The sequence below is a fragment of the Rathayibacter agropyri genome, from assembly GCF_013249015.1.
GTDB classification, from domain to species: domain Bacteria; phylum Actinomycetota; class Actinomycetes; order Actinomycetales; family Microbacteriaceae; genus Rathayibacter; species Rathayibacter agropyri.
Genome location: NZ_JABRPL010000001.1, coordinates 763,858 through 778,536, shown reverse-complemented (window position 1 = coordinate 778,536; position 14,679 = coordinate 763,858). Strand labels below are relative to the sequence as shown.

The window sequence follows — 14,679 nt, the reverse complement described above, 5'->3', positions numbered from 1 at the left end:
GGCGGCTCCGGCGCTTCCCGGGCCTGGGCCTCGGTGTCTACACAGCGCTGGCACTGATCTTCCTGCTGATCCCCATCGGCTACACGCTCGTCTTCTCCTTCAATGACTCAGGCAAGAGCAATCTCGCCTGGCGCGGCTTCACCCTCGATAAGTGGGTGTCGGCCTGGACCAGCGAGGAGGTGATGACGGCCTTCGGCACCAGCCTGCTGGTCGGCGTGGTTGCGACCGTGCTGGCCACGGCGCTGGGCACGATGATCGCGATCGCCCTGGTGCGGTTCCGCTTCCGGTTCCGCTCGGCGATCAGCCTGTTGCTGTTCCTCCCGATGGCGACGCCGGAGGTGGTGCTCGGTGCGGGTCTGGCCGCGCAGTTCCTCAGCGTCGGCGTCGAGAAGGGTCTCGTCACGATCGTGCTGGCGCACACGATGTTCTGCATCAGCTTCGTCGTGGTGACGGTGAAGGCGCGAGTGGCGATCCTGGATCCGGCGCTCGAGGAGGCGGGACGCGACCTCTACGCGTCGCCGGCGCAGGTGTTTTGGCGGATCACGTTCCCGCTGCTGCTCCCGGGCATCCTCGCTGCGGCACTGCTCTCGTTCGCGCTGAGCTTCGATGACTTCATCATCACGAACTTCACCTCCGGATCCGTCAGCACGTTTCCGAAGTACATCTACATTGCCGCGGCGCGTGGCGTTCCGGCCGAGGCGAACGTGATCGCGTCGGCGGTGTTCGTGCTGGCGATCGTCGTCGTCGTGCTCACGCAGGTGACGTCGGCGTCGCGGGCGAAGCGCCTCGCGCGGAATCAGGACGGCTAGACGTAGGAGGCGCGGATCGCACCGACCGGGCGCCCGCCGCCCGAGACAACGGGATCAAGGCGCAGCAAGACCTCGTTCGCCGCGGCGCGCTCGACGATCTCGGCCTCCACGAGGAGCTTGAGCGCGACGACCGTCGCCGCACGCAGGCTCCCGTCGAGCATTTTCAGCGCGACGGTTGTCCCGTCGGGCGAGGCCATGACCAGCACACCCTCGGCACCGAGCTTGGCGACGAGGCCGAGGCGCTCGATGACCACCGTGTTGTCCCGGCCCGGTCCGTCGATGGCCCACGCATTCTCGAGGATCGCGGTCGTCAGGACGCCGGCCTGGCGGTACAGACCGAACGGCGAGGTGGGGGAGGAGGAGACGATTCGCGAGATCCCCTTGGCCAGTGACGTCAGCGGGAGCGCGTGCACCGGGGCGCCGCAGCCGTCGATCCCGGTCGCGACGACGCGCTCGCCGGTCAGGCGCTCAATCGTGTCGACGATGTGCTGCTGCAGCGGATGCGTTCTCTCGAGGTAGTCCTCGGTGCTCCAGCCGTTCTGCACGCAGGCGAGCAGCATCGCGGCGTGCTTGCCGGAGCAGTTCATGAAGAGCGGGTCCGGAGTCGCGCCTGCACGAAGGAGCTGAGCCCGGGTCGCGGAGTCGCCGGGCCAGTCGGCCGGGCACTGTAGCGCAGTGTGGTCAAGGCCGGCACGGACCAACAGGTTCTGCACCAGAGCGACGTGCTGCGGGAGACCGGCGTGGCTTGCAGTGGCGATAACCGCCTCCGCCCCGCTCAGCTCGACCCCCGCGGTCATGACCGCGAGGGCCTGGAAAGGCTTGAGGCAGGAGCGCGGAAAGACCGGTGCTGTGGGCGTGCCGAGGGTGCGCGCGACGCGGCCCTCGGAGTCGAGGAGCACGGCCGACCCTGCGTGACGGGACTCAATGAATCCGGAGCGTTCGACCACCGCCAGCTCGACGGACTCGGCGACGGTGAAGGTTCCTGCGGACATCCCTCCATCTTGCCCGACTCGCCGACCCTCCCTATCCGCCCCGCCACCCACCGCGGGAGGTGGGCGCGCGCACCGACGTGTTCGCCACACTCGGCGTTTCACAGGGCGGATCGCGGCGGTGGACCGGCTAGAGGGTGGCGAAGGCGTCGGCGATGACCGAGAGGGCGTCATCGAGCAGGTCGTCGGTGAGGACGAGGCTCGGCAGGAAGCGGACAACGTTGCCGTAGGTGCCGGCGCTCAGCACGAGGACGCCGTGCTGCGCGGCGTAGTCGATGATGGCCTGGACGGCGGCGGTGTTCGGCTCCTTGGTCGTGCCGGCGGTGCCGGGCTGGACGAGCTCGATCGCCATCATCGCGCCGATCCCGCGGACGTCGCCGATGATCTCGTACTGCTCCTGCAGGCTGCGCAGGGCCGCTCCGAGGCGGGCGCCGATCCGATCGGCCTCGGCGAGCAGGCCCTCACGCTCGATGCGGTCGAAGACGGCGACGGCGGCCGCGGCGGCGACCGGGTTGCCGCCGAAGGTGCCGCCGAGCCCGCCGGCCTGAGCGGAGTCCATGATGTCGGCTCGGCCGGTGACGCCCGCGAGCGGGAGGCCACCCGCGATGCCCTTAGCCGAGAGGACCAGGTCGGGGACCAGCCCGAGGTGCTCGCTCGCAAACCAGGCGCCGGTTCGGGCCATGCCCGACTGAATCTCGTCGGCAACGAAGACAATGCCGTTCGCCGTGCACCACTCCTGCAGCGCGGGGAGGAACCCCGGCGCGGGGACCATGAAGCCGCCCTCGCCCTGAATGGGCTCGACGACGAGACAGGCCAGAGCGGAGGCGCCGACGGTCTTCTCAAGAGAGGAGATGGCACGTTCGGCCGCCTCGGCGCCCGAGAGGCCGTCGTGGTAGGGGTACGAGCTTGGCGCGCGGTGCACGTCGCTGGCAAACGGACCAAAGCCCAGGCCGTAGGGCAGGGCCTTGAAGTTCATCGCCATCGTGAGGTTGGTGCGGCCGTGGTACGCGTGGTCGAGCACCGCGACTCCGGGGCGGCCGGTGTGCTTGCGCGCGATCTTGACGGCGTTCTCGACGGCCTCGGCGCCGGAGTTGACCAGCACGGTCTTTTTTGCAAAGTCGCCCGGAGTGTGCTCGGCGAGGAGCTCGGCCACGCGGATGTACGGCTCGTAGGGCGTGACCGTGAAGAGAGTGTGCGTGAGTCGCCCGAGCTGCTCGGTGGCTGCGGCGACGACCGAGTCGTCGGTGTGGCCGATCGTGGTCACACCGATGCCGGCTCCGAGGTCGATGAAGCGGTTGCCGTCGACATCGACGAGGATCGCGCCGTGCGCGCGATCAATGTAGACGGGGAGCGCGGTGCCGACTCCGGTGGGGACGACGGCGAGGCGACGCTCGTGCAGGGCCCGGGATCGCGGTCCGGGGATCTCAGTCGCGACCAGCCGCTCCTGGGGCACTGCGGACGTGGGAACCTGGGGGGCGAGCGTGTCTGTCATGATCCTCGGAGTCTACCCGCGGGGGTCCGGCGCCCAGAGGTCCAGACCGGCTCGACCGGCCTGGTCCATCGCCGCCGAGGAGGAGACATGATGAAGTCCGAGCACGAGTACGCGGTGTCCGTCGTCTGGGAGGGGAACCGCGGGTCAGGGACGAGCGGCTACCGCGAGTACGGGCGCCAACTGGTGGTCTCGGCCGACGGCCCGGCGCCGATCCTCGCCTCGGCCGACACGCCCTTCCGTGGCGACGCCGATCGCTGGAACCCGGAGCAGTTGCTCCTGGCGGCACTCGCGCAGTGCCACCTCCTCTCGTACCTGCACGTGGCCGTGAAGAACGGAGTGGTCGTGACGGGCTACACCGACGACGCGATCGGCCGCATGGTGCAGCAGGGCGAAGGCGGCCGCTTCACCTCGGTGACGCTGCGGCCCCGCGTCATGGTCGCGGACGAGTCGATGGTCGCACTCGCGCAGGCCCTGCACGCGGAAGCATCGCAGCTGTGCTTCATCGCGAACTCGGTGAACTTCCCCGTTGCGCACGAGCCGGAGGCGTTCGCGCGCTGACCCTCAGCGGCGCTCCTGCCCGAGTGCGCGGCGGACGCGCTCGGCCGTCGTGGTGGGCGGCGACTCGTTGTAGGCGCCCGCGAGTTCCTGCTCCGACAGCACGTGAATGGCGTCCATCACCTCGTCGGTGGCATGGCGCCGAGCGCGGCCGGAGTCGGCGGAGCCGTGCGACGAGAGGTCCAGCGGTGCGCCGAAACGAACGGTGATCCGGTGCAGGCGCGGGACGCGCGTGCCGACCGGTTGCAGTTCCTGCGTGCCGATCAGGCCGACTGGCACGACGGGTGCGCCGGTCGTCAGGGCCAGCCACGCGACTCCTGTGCGCCCCCTGTAGAGGCGCCCGTCGCGCGAGCGCCTTCCCTCGGGGTAGAGGGCGAAAGCCTCGTCGCGCTCGAGGATCGCACGGCCGAGGTCGAGCGCCTGCTGCGCGGCCTGCCCGGCGCCGCGCTCGATGGCCACCGCGCCGACCGTGGTGAAGAAGGCGCGCGAGAGGGCTCCGCGCACGCCCGTGCCCGTGAAGTAGTCCGACTTCGCCAGGAACTGCACCGGCCTCGGCGCGAGCAAGGTCAGCACGGGGGAGTCGATGAACGAGAGGTGATTGCTGGCAAGGATCACGCGGCCCGAGGCCGGAACGTTCTCGCGTCCCTCTACGACGGGCCGGTACACCAGGCGACCCACGCCGCCGATCCCGAGGCGCGCCAGACGTGCGGAGAGGCCGATCCCCGGGGGAGTCGGCCTCTCGTCGTCGGTCTGCATTCCGACGAAGATACCGGCGCGTTCATGCCGCACCGGCTATGCGGTCGCTCAGCCGAACTGGGCGAGCGCCTCCTCGATCACAGTTGCCGCGTCGTCGATGAGTTCCTCGCTGATGACGACGCTCGGCATGATCCGCAGAACGCTGTCCCAGCTGCCGGCATCGAGGACGATCACTCCGTTCGTGGTGGCGTGCTTCAGGATCGCGGTGAGCGCCTCCGGGTACTGCTTCGTCGTGCCGGGGTGGACGAGTTCGACGCCCCACATGGCGCCCTTGCCGCGCACCTCGCCGACGACCGCGAAACGCTCGGCCCAGTCGCCGATCCGAGCTTGCAGAAGGCGCTCGACGCGCTGTGCCTCCTCGAGCAGGCCCTCGGACTCGATGGCCTCGAAGGTGGCTAGCGCGGCCGCGGTCGAGACGGGGTTGCCGCCGAAGGTGCCGCCGATACCGCCGGGCTGCACGGCATCCATGATCTCGGCCCGACCGGTGACGGCCGCGAGCGGGAAGCCGCCGGCGATGCCCTTGGCGGTCGTGATCAGGTCCGGGACGACTCCGTGGTGCTCGATCGAGTACCACGTGCCCGTGCGGGCGATGCCGGCCTGGATCTCGTCGGCGACGAAGACGATGCCGTTCTCGGTGCAGAACTCGGAGAGGCGGCGGAAGTAGCCGGGCGCGGGGATGATGATGCCGCCGTCGCCCTGAATGGGCTCGACGAACAGGGCCGCCAACTCCTGCGCGCCGATGTGGGTAGTGATGTAGTCGATGGTGCGCTCGGCCGCCTCCTCGCCCGTCATCCCGGCCGGGTCGCGGAAGGGGTAGCTGATCGGAAGGCTGTAGATCTCACCTGGGAACGGGCCCATGCCGGCGCGCTCGGGCCAGGGGCGGTAGGTCATCGCCATCGTGAGGTTGGTGCGGCCGTGGAAGGCGTGGTCGAGCGTCGCGATTGCCCGGCGGCCCGTGTACTTCCGTGCAATCTTCACGGCGTTCTCGACCGCTTCCGCTCCGGAGTTCACCAGGATCGAGTGCTTCTCGAAGTCGCCCGGAGTGATCTCGGCGAGCTTTTCGGCGACCTTCACGTAGTTTTCATACGGAGTGACGGTGAAGAGGGTGTGCGTCAGCTTCTCGGCCTGAGCGGCGGCGGCCGCGGCCACGGCGGGGTGCGCGTGGCCGATGGTGGTCACTCCGATGCCGCAGCCCAGGTCGATCAGGCGGTTGCCATCGACGTCGACCAGGACGGCGCCCGAGGCGTGGTCCATGTAGATGTTCGCGAGCGTGCCTGCGCCGCGGGAGACGCTCGCGACGCGGCGTTCCTGCAGGGCTACGGAGCGCGGGCCGGGGAGCTCGGTAACGAGCTTTCGGGACTGGGGGACCGAGAATTCACGCATAGTCCGATGCTAAGCGAGCAGCGCCGTCCGGGCCTGAGCAGGCGCGCCCGGCGTCCAGCACCTCCCGAGGCGCGTCCCCCAAGATGGAGACGATCCCCCAGAACTCTCGAACGTCCCCCGGCCGCGGCCGGTCAGGAAAGGTCCCCCTGTGCGCAGAACACTCGCGATCCTCGCCGTCCTCGGCGCCTCCCTGAGCCTCGGGGCGTGCACCGCCGCGGCACCGGACAGTGCGCCCACCGCCTCCTCCGCTCCGCTCGGCTGCGCCAGCGCGGGTGACGCGACCGCCGCGGTGCAGACCAGCGGCGGGTTCGCCTCGAAGCCGGTCACCGTCTTCCCGAGCCCGCTGAACGTCGAGTCAACCGAGCGCGCGGTCGCGATCGAGGGCAGCGGAGACGAGGTCACCGAAGGCGACACGGTGCTCGTCGACTACACCCTCTACAACGGCACGAGCGGCACCGAGTTCTCGGCCAGCAGCTACGCCTCGGGTGGGCGCGCGGCTTTTAAAGTCGACACCACCCAGTACCTCGCCGGGCTGGTGAAGGCCGTGAACTGCGCGACCGTCGGCTCCCGCGTGGTCGCCGTCGTGCCTCCGGCCGACGCCTTCGGCGATGCCGGGCAGAGCCAGTTCGGCCTCACCGCCACCGATTCGATCGTGATGGTCATCGACGTCGAGCGGATCGTTCCCACCGCGGCGAACGGCGAGCCTCAGCCCCCCGTGGACGGGCTGCCGACGGTGGCGCTCGCCGAGGACGGCGCTCCGACCGTCACCATCCCCGCGTCTGACCCGCCCGCCGAGCTCCAGCTCGCGGTGCTCAAGAAGGGCTCCGGAGCCACCGTCGCCGACGGCGACCAGCTGATCGTGCAGTACCAGGGTGTGGTCTGGGGCACAGGCAAGGTCTTCGACCAGAGCTGGGGCAAGCCTGCTCCCGCCTCCTTCGGCACCGGCGGGGTGATCGAGGGCTTCAAGGAGGCAGTGGTCGGCCAGACCGTTGGCTCTCAGGTGCTCGTCAGCATCCCACCTGCGAAGGGCTACGGCGACGCTGGCAACCAGAAAGCCGGGATCAGCGGCACCGACACCCTCGTGTTCGTGATCGACATTCTCGCCGTGAGCTGACCCTGGCGCTGCCCGTCCACCGTGCCAGTATGAGCAAATGCGCAGGGTCATCATCCTCGGTTCGACGGGGTCCATCGGTACGCAGGCCCTCGACGTCATCGGGGCCCACCGTGAGCGGTTCGACGTGGTTGGCCTGGCGGCCGGCTCGAACCGTGCTCTGGTCGCCGAGCAGGCAGCGGCCTTCGGAGTCGAGCACACCGCATTCGGGGTCCAGGAGGCGGAGCAGCTGATCCGCTCGGTCGATGCGGACGTGGTGCTCAACGGCATTACCGGTTCGGTGGGTCTCGGTCCGACGCTCGCGGCGCTCGAGGAGGGACGGACGCTCGCGCTGGCAAACAAGGAGTCGCTGATCGTCGGCGGCGAGCTGGTCACCTCGCTCGCCGCGCCCGGGCAGATCGTGCCCGTGGACTCCGAGCACTCCGCCCTCGCGCAGGCGCTGCTGGCCGGCGAGCACCGCGAGGTTCGGCGTCTCGTGCTCACCGCCTCCGGAGGACCCTTCCGCGGGCGCGATCGCGCCTCCCTCCGCGACGTCACCCCCGCGCAGGCCCTCGCCCACCCGACCTGGGACATGGGCCTGGTCGTCACCACCAACTCCTCGACCCTGGTCAACAAGGGGCTCGAGGTGATCGAGGCGCACCTGCTCTTCGGCGTCCCCTACGACCGGATCGACGTGACGGTGCACCCGCAGTCGGTGATCCACTCCATGGTCGAGTACGTCGACGGGTCGACCATCGCGCAGGCATCGCCGCCGGACATGCGCCTCCCGATCTCGCTCGGCCTCGACTGGCCGCACCGCGTCGCCGGAGTCGGCGTGCCGCTGGACTGGACGCGGTCGCACGCGTGGACCTTCGAGCCGCTGGACGAGGAGGCGTTCCCCTCCGTCCGCCTTGCGAAGCGCGTCGGCGAAGCTGGCGCCTCCTACCCAGCCGTGTTCAACGCCGCCAACGAGCAGGCGGTGCAGGCGTTCCATGCCGGGCGGATTGGCTATCTCGACATCCTCGCGACCGTGGAGGCGGTGGTCGACGCGCACAGCGCCGAGGGTGCGCTGACACGAGAGTCGCTGGCCGCGGCGGAGGAGTGGGCGCGGCGCGCGGCGGACGCGCGGATTGCGGGGGTGTGAGCGGCTGACGCGGCGTTAGCTGACGTGTGATCTCCTCAACGTGGACGAGGAGGTCTCTCAGCGTGCAGCGTGCGCAGCTCATCGTGGACGTGCAGGCGCACCCCAGCGTGGACTGCCGGGTCCGGCCTACAGTGTGTCGGTGGAATCCGTGCTGCTCTTCGTCCTTGGCGTCGTCATCATCGCCGTTGGGGTCGCCCTCTCGATCGCGCTGCACGAGGTCGGGCACCTCGTGCCGGCCAAGCTCTTCGGGGTCAAGGTCACTCAGTACATGATCGGCTTCGGCCCGACTCTCTTCTCGCGGCGCCGGGGTGAGACGGAGTACGGGGTGAAGGCGATTCCGCTCGGCGGCTACATCGCGATGATCGGGATGTACCCGCCGAAGCACCCGGGAGACCCCGTCACGGAGTCGCCCGTCGGCATCTTCCAGGGGATCGGTTCCGAGTCGACCCAGAAGCGCGAGCCCACACGCCCGACCATGATCGACGAGGCCCGAGCCGCAAGTGCCGAGACCATCGGCGAGGGTGAGGACCACCGGGCCTTCTACCGCCTCCCGGTCTGGAAGCGGGTGATCGTGATGATCGGCGGGCCGTTCATGAACCTCGTGATCGCGACGGTCCTGTTCGCGGTGCTGCTCTGCGGCATCGGGATCCCGCAGAGCACGAGCACGCTCGCCGCCGTCTCGCAGTGCGTGGTCCCGGAGTCGCAGCGCGCCACCGCGACCTGCACCGCCGACGATCCCCTCGCTCCCGGCGCCGCGGCTGGTCTGCTCCCCGGCGATACGATCACCGCGATCGATGGCACGCCGGTTCGCACCTGGAACGACCTCACGCCGATCATCCAGCGTTCCGTGGGCGTGCCGCTGAGCGTCGTTGTGGAGCGAAACGGCTCCCCGCTGACAGTGACGATCACCCCGGCCGAGAACCAGGTGGCGGTGACTGACGCCGCCGGCGCTGCCGTGACCGATGCCTCGGGTGCCGTCCAGACGCAGACCGTCGGCTTCATCGGGATCTCGCCCACGTCGGCGCTCGCGCAGCAGCCAATTACCGCGGTGCCGGGGACCGTCTGGCAAAACATCACGAGCGTCGCCCACGTCATCCTGAACCTGCCGCAGCGCTTGATCGACGTCGCTCAGGCCGCGTTCGGCACCGAAGCCCGCGACGCCAACGGTCCGATCAGCATGGTGGGCGTCGGGCGCATCGCGGGTGAGATCGCCGCCTCCGACCAGCTACCGATCGTGTCGAAGGTGCAGACGATGGTCGGTGTTCTCGCCTCGCTGAATGTGGCGCTGCTGGTCTTCAACCTGGTGCCGCTGCTGCCGATGGACGGTGGCCACATCATCGGCGCCCTCTGGGAGGGTCTGCGCCGCCGCATTGCAAAGCTCTTCGGTCGCCGGGACCCCGGCCCCGTTGATATCGCCCGGCTGCTCCCGCTGACCTACGTGGTCGTCCTGATCCTCGGCGGGATGAGCGTCCTGCTCATGTACGCCGACATTGTCAAGCCGATCACGCTGTTCTGAGTTTTCTTGCACGCCGGTCCCTGCCCAGCGTGCCGCGGTTGGCTTGCTGGGTGTGGGCGTGGGTGGAGCGTCGGGCGTGCGGCTTGCGGGAATCGCTGACACGCGATTCCCGCGTCCGCCTCAGAGGGGGGCCTGCCGGGGGCGGCTCTGGCGTGCCTCAGGGAACCCCGGATCGGCTAGGGAGCCAGGAGTTGCGGGCTGCCCCGACGGTCGGGGGTTCCCCCGGTAAGGGTGGCGGCTGGGAAGACGCGGCGAGCGGACGGCGTGTCTCGCGGCGCGCGTACGATGGGGCGCGTGCCAGCAGTGAATCTGGGTCTTCCCAAGGTCCCCATGACCCTCGCCCCCCGCCGCAAGTCTCGCCAGATCAAGGTCGGCAAGGTGCTTGTGGGCGGTGACGCGCAGGTCAGCGTCCAGTCGATGTGCACCACGCCGACGACGAACATCAACGCGACGCTCCAGCAGATCGCCGAGCTGACCGCCTCCGGTTGCGACATTGTCCGCGTGGCGGTGCCGAGCCGGGATGACGCGGAGGCGCTGCCGATCATCGCCAAGAAGAGCCAGATTCCGGTCATCGCCGATATCCACTTTCAGCCGAACTACGTCTACGCCGCGATCGACGCCGGTTGCGCCGCGGTCCGCGTGAACCCGGGCAACATCCGCAAGTTCGATGACCAGGTCGGCAAGATCGCTGCCGCTGCGAAGGCCGCTGGCGTGTCGATCCGCATCGGCGTCAACGCCGGCTCGCTCGAGCCGAGCATCCTGCAGAAGTACGGTAAGCCGACGCCCGAGGCGCTTGTCGAGAGCGCGGTCTGGGAGGCCAGCCTCTTCGAGGAGCACGACTTCCACGATTTCAAGATCTCGGTCAAGCACAACGACCCGGTCGTCATGGTGAAGGCTTATCGCCAGCTTGCCGAGCGGGGCGACTGGCCGCTGCACCTCGGCGTGACCGAGGCGGGACCGGAGTTCCAGGGGACCATCAAGTCGGCCACCGCGTTCGGCATCCTCCTCGGCGAGGGCATCGGCGACACCATCCGCGTGTCCCTCTCCGCCCCGCCGGCGCAAGAAGTCAAGGTCGGCCTGCAGATCCTGCAGTCGCTCAACCTCCGTGAGCGCAAGCTCGAGATCGTCTCATGCCCAAGCTGCGGGCGCGCCCAGGTCGACGTGTACACGCTCGCCAACGACGTCACCGCGGGCCTCGAGGGCATGAGCGTGCCCCTGCGCGTCGCGGTGATGGGCTGCGTTGTGAACGGTCCGGGCGAGGCCCGCGAGGCCGACCTGGGCGTCGCCTCCGGCAACGGCAAGGGCCAGATCTTCGTCAAGGGCGAGGTCATCAAGACCGTGCCCGAGGCTGAGATTGTGCAGACGCTGATCGAGGAGGCCAACCGCCTGGCCGCCGAAATGCCGGCTGATGACACCTCGACCGGTGCGCCGGTCGTCACCGTCGGCGCAAACTGAGATGGTGCGGGGCGGATCGGGATGCTCCGCCCCGCACTGCACCTCGCCCTCGGCGTGGTGGTGACCCTTCTCGCGCATCCCGCAGTGAGGACCGCGGGCCGGACTCGCGGGCCGGGGAAGGACTGCGGATAGGATCGTCCCTCGTGGTCACCCGTCTCTCGCATCTGTTCGTCCGCACGCTCCGGGAGGATCCGGCCGACGCCGAGGTCGCCAGCCACCGCCTCCTCGTCCGCGCTGGCTACATCCGCCGCCAGGCCCCAGGCGTCTTCGCCTGGCTGCCCCTGGGCCTGCGGGTCAAGCGCCGCATCGAGCGGATCATCCATGAGGAGATGGAGGCGGCGGGCGCCCAGGAGGTGCACTTCCCCGCGCTCCTGCCGCGCGAGCCCTACGAGCTGTCCGGTCGCTGGAGTGAGTACGGCGACGGCGTGTTCCGCCTCAAGGACCGCAAGGACGCGGACTACATGCTCGCCCCCACCCACGAGGAGTTCTTCACCCTGCTCGTGAAAGACCTCTACTCCTCATATAAGGACTTGCCCCTGTCGATCTACCAGATCCAGGACAAGTACCGCGATGAGGCCCGACCCCGCGCCGGCCTCCTGCGCGGCCGCGAGTTCACGATGAAGGACGCCTACTCCTTCGACTCCACGGACGCCGGGCTCGACGCCAGCTACCAGCGCCAGCGCGACGCCTACGAGCGGATTTTCGCGCGCCTCGGACTCGAGTACGTCATCGTCCAGGCCGACGCGGGCGCGATGGGCGGTTCGCGCAGCGAGGAGTTCCTGCACCCCACACCGGTCGGCGAGGACACCTTCGTCCGGTCGGCCGGCGGCTACGCGGCGAACGTAGAGGCGTACCGCACTCCCGTGCCCGCGGCACGGCCGATCGAGGGGCAGCCGGAGGCACGGGTCTTCGACTCGCCCGACACCCCCACCATCCAGACGCTCGTCGACCTCGCGAACGCGACGCAGCCTCGCCCCGACGGCCGCGCCTGGACCGCCGCCGACACCCTCAAGAACGTCGTGCTCGCGCTCACCGCGCTCGACGGCAGCCGCGCACTCGTGATCGTCGGTCTGCCAGGTGACCGCGACGTCGATCTCAAGCGCGCCGAGGTCGCCTTCGCGCCCGCCGAGGTCGAGGCAGCGACGGAGGAGGACTTCGCGAAGCATCCCGGACTGGTCAAGGGCTACATCGGCCCGTGGTCGGCCGACGGCGCTGTGCTCGGCGAGGAATCAGCCACGGGCGTGCGCTATCTGCTCGACCCTCGCGTCGTCGAGGGCAGCGCCTGGATTACCGGGGCGAACGTCTCGGGTCAGCACGTCCTCGACCTGGTGGCCGGCCGCGACTTCGCCGGCGATGGCACTGTGGAGGTCGCGGACGTCCGCACCGGCGACGAGGCGCCCGACGGCTCGGGCCCGATCGAGACCGCCCGCGGCATGGAGATCGGCCACGTCTTCCAGCTCGGCCGCAAGTACGCCGACGTTCTGGGCCTGAAGGTGCTTGACGAGAACGGCAAGCTCGTGACCGTCACGATGGGCTCCTACGGCATCGGAGTGACGCGCATCCTGGCGATCATCGCCGAGAGCACCCACGATGAGCGCGGCCTGCTCTGGCCTGCGAACGTCGCTCCGTTTGACGTGCACGTGATCGCGACGGGCAAGGACCCGGCGGCGCTCGAACTCGCCGAGTCGGTCAGTGCTTCGCTGGAGACGGCGGGCCGCGACGTCCTGATTGACGACCGACCCAAGGTGTCGCCGGGCGTGAAGTTCGGTGACGCGGAGCTGATCGGTGTCCCGGTGATCGTCATCGCCGGACGTGGCGCGGCTGACGGCATTGTGGAGCTGTGGGACCGCCGCTCGGGGGAGCGCGAGCAGCTCCCCGTCGCCGAGGCACTCGCTCGCCTCGGCGCCTGATCCGGTCCCCTCGGACACCCGGCTTGTCGGGTAAGCTCAATGGTCCCGACGCCCGGACCGCGTGCACCAGCCGCGTCTGAGTCGGAGACGGACTTCGACGTGGTCGCGACTCGCGACGCCAAGTGAATAGAGAGAAAGGCCCGCCGTGGACATCGACCTGAGCGTTCTGCGCCTCATGGAGCGCGAGCGCGAGATCCCCTTCGAGGAACTTGTGCAGATCATCGAGCAGGCGATCCTCACCGCCTACCTCAAGCACATCGGCCAGGCGGATGACGCCGACAAGTCCACCGCCGTCGATGCCCGAGTGCATCTGGACCGCAAGACCGGCCACGTGTCCGTCTTCGTGCCCGAACTCGACGACGAGGGCGCGGTGATCGGCGAGGCGGAGGACTCCCCGCGCGACTTCGGCCGCATCGCCGCCTTTGCCGCCAAGCAGGTCATCAACCAGCGTCTGCGCGACATCGCCGATGAGCATGTCCTCGGCGAGTTCAAAGGGCGCGAGGGCGACATCGTCGCCGGCATCATCCAGCAGGGCCCCAACCCGCGGATGATCCATGTCGACCTGGGCTCCATCGAGGCGATCCTCTCGCCCGAGGAGCAGGTGCCAGGCGAGGACTACAGCCACGGCCGCCGAATCCGCGTCTACGTGACGAGCGTCGGCCGCGGAGCCAAGGGTCCCTCGGTCCAGGTCTCGCGCACCCATCCGTCGCTGGTGCGCAAGCTGTTCGCGCTCGAGGTGCCCGAGATCGCCTCCGGAGTGGTCGAAATCGTGTCGCTCGCCCGCGAAGCCGGTCACCGCACCAAGATCGCGGTGCGCGCGACGGAGCCCGGCGTCAACGCCAAGGGCGCCTGCATCGGCGAGCTAGGTCAGCGGGTCAGGGCGGTCACGGCCGAACTGAACAACGAGAAGATCGACATTGTCGACTACTCGTCCGATCTGCCGACCTTCGTCGCTAGCGCTCTCTCACCCGCGAAGGTGACCAGCGCGTTCGTGATCGATCAGAGCCTCAAGGCGGTCCGCGCGCTTGTGCCCGACTACCAGCTCTCGCTCGCCATCGGCAAGGAGGGGCAGAACGCCCGTCTCGCCGCGAAGCTGACGGGCGCCAAAATCGACATTCAGCCAGATTCGGTGATGGACGGGGAATGATCCGGGAGCATCAACCGCCCAGGGGAGCGCTCCTGCGGACGAGGGAGTAGGGTGGAGCCCGTCAGAACGTGCGTCGGCTGCCGTCTGCGCGCCCCTCGGGCCTCACTTCTGAGGCTCATTCTCCACTCGAACGTCCTCGCGGTTGATCCGCGGGCGATTCGGCCTGGTCGGGGAGCGTGGCTCCACGACGACGCCGGCTGCTACGAACTCGCGGCCAAGCGGCGTGCGTTCGGCAGGGCGTTCCGGACACGCGAGAGCGTGGACGCGAGCGAACTAGAGCAGTACATCATGCGCGTTCCGACCGGCTCGGCCCCTCACCCTGAGGAGCCGGAGCAGCGCACGATCACCCAGAGAGAACAGGCAGAACGGCCCGTGAACTGATCATGAGCGAAAACTGATGAGCGGCTCGAAATGAGACCCGTCCGTTCGTGAC

At 69.2% G+C, this 14,679-nt stretch carries 13 protein-coding genes; 9 read left to right on the top strand and 4 right to left on the bottom strand.

Translation table 11 applies throughout. From position 1 onward, the window contains the following. The first annotated feature begins 23 nt into the window (after window positions 1-23). Complete coding sequence (locus tag HRF29_RS03615; protein ID WP_246226687.1) at window positions 24-809, top strand: ABC transporter permease; 786 nt, start codon at window positions 24-26, stop codon at window positions 807-809. Here HRF29_RS03615 and HRF29_RS03610 read toward each other — a convergent pair. Together HRF29_RS03610 and gabT are read right to left on the bottom strand one after the other, a co-directional pair. Then, the gene (locus HRF29_RS03610; RefSeq protein ID WP_173244712.1) at window positions 806-1,801 is read right to left on the bottom strand and encodes an asparaginase; all 996 of its coding nucleotides are present in this window, start codon (window positions 1,799-1,801) and stop codon (window positions 806-808) included. The genes HRF29_RS03615 and HRF29_RS03610 overlap by 4 nt on opposite strands. A gap of 127 nt (window positions 1,802-1,928) precedes the next feature. After that, window positions 1,929-3,290 (bottom strand): 4-aminobutyrate--2-oxoglutarate transaminase, encoded by a 1,362-nt coding sequence (gene gabT / locus HRF29_RS03605; protein ID WP_173244709.1) that lies wholly within the window; start codon window positions 3,288-3,290, stop codon window positions 1,929-1,931. Between the two features lie 90 nt (window positions 3,291-3,380). Here gabT and HRF29_RS03600 point away from each other — a divergent pair, with 90 nt between their 5' ends. Further along, window positions 3,381-3,848: an OsmC family protein gene (locus HRF29_RS03600; RefSeq protein WP_173245927.1), complete on the top strand. Its 468-nt coding sequence runs from the start codon at window positions 3,381-3,383 to the stop codon at window positions 3,846-3,848. Window positions 3,849-3,851: 3 nt separating this feature from the next. On the opposite strand, the gene HRF29_RS03595 is transcribed toward HRF29_RS03600, so the two are convergent. Both HRF29_RS03595 and HRF29_RS03590 read right to left on the bottom strand, forming a co-directional pair. Then, on the bottom strand, window positions 3,852-4,601 hold the full coding sequence (locus HRF29_RS03595; RefSeq protein ID WP_173244706.1) for a lysophospholipid acyltransferase family protein: 750 nt from the start codon (window positions 4,599-4,601) through the stop codon (window positions 3,852-3,854). Between the two features lie 48 nt (window positions 4,602-4,649). Further along, on the bottom strand, window positions 4,650-5,984 hold the full coding sequence (locus HRF29_RS03590) for an aminotransferase class III-fold pyridoxal phosphate-dependent enzyme (protein WP_173244703.1): 1,335 nt from the start codon (window positions 5,982-5,984) through the stop codon (window positions 4,650-4,652). Window positions 5,985-6,132: 148 nt separating this feature from the next. Between HRF29_RS03590 and HRF29_RS03585 the strand changes: the two genes are divergently transcribed. The 7 genes from HRF29_RS03585 to HRF29_RS03555 all read left to right on the top strand — a co-directional run bounded on the left by HRF29_RS03585 (window position 6,133) and on the right by HRF29_RS03555 (window position 14,627). After that, window positions 6,133-7,098 carry an FKBP-type peptidyl-prolyl cis-trans isomerase gene (locus tag HRF29_RS03585; protein WP_173244700.1) on the top strand — a complete coding sequence of 322 codons (966 nt, stop codon included), beginning with the start codon at window positions 6,133-6,135 and terminating at the stop codon, window positions 7,096-7,098. Between the two features lie 37 nt (window positions 7,099-7,135). Beyond that, on the top strand, window positions 7,136-8,218 hold the full coding sequence (locus HRF29_RS03580) for a 1-deoxy-D-xylulose-5-phosphate reductoisomerase (protein ID WP_173244697.1): 1,083 nt from the start codon (window positions 7,136-7,138) through the stop codon (window positions 8,216-8,218). A 139-nt stretch (window positions 8,219-8,357) separates the two neighbouring features. Continuing rightward, the gene (locus HRF29_RS03575; RefSeq protein WP_343043633.1) at window positions 8,358-9,734 is read left to right on the top strand and encodes a M50 family metallopeptidase; all 1,377 of its coding nucleotides are present in this window, start codon (window positions 8,358-8,360) and stop codon (window positions 9,732-9,734) included. 294 nt (window positions 9,735-10,028) lie between these two features. Next, on the top strand, window positions 10,029-11,189 hold the full coding sequence (gene ispG, locus HRF29_RS03570) for a flavodoxin-dependent (E)-4-hydroxy-3-methylbut-2-enyl-diphosphate synthase (protein ID WP_173244694.1): 1,161 nt from the start codon (window positions 10,029-10,031) through the stop codon (window positions 11,187-11,189). A 143-nt stretch (window positions 11,190-11,332) separates the two neighbouring features. Continuing rightward, window positions 11,333-13,099: a proline--tRNA ligase gene (locus tag HRF29_RS03565; protein ID WP_173244691.1), complete on the top strand. Its 1,767-nt coding sequence runs from the start codon at window positions 11,333-11,335 to the stop codon at window positions 13,097-13,099. 145 nt (window positions 13,100-13,244) lie between these two features. Then, window positions 13,245-14,246, top strand: a complete 1,002-nt coding sequence (gene nusA, locus HRF29_RS03560) for a transcription termination factor NusA (RefSeq protein WP_173244688.1) — start codon at window positions 13,245-13,247, stop codon at window positions 14,244-14,246. Between the two features lie 51 nt (window positions 14,247-14,297). Next, window positions 14,298-14,627, top strand: a complete 330-nt coding sequence (locus HRF29_RS03555; protein ID WP_173244685.1) for a DUF448 domain-containing protein — start codon at window positions 14,298-14,300, stop codon at window positions 14,625-14,627. Window positions 14,628-14,679: the final 52 nt, after the last annotated feature.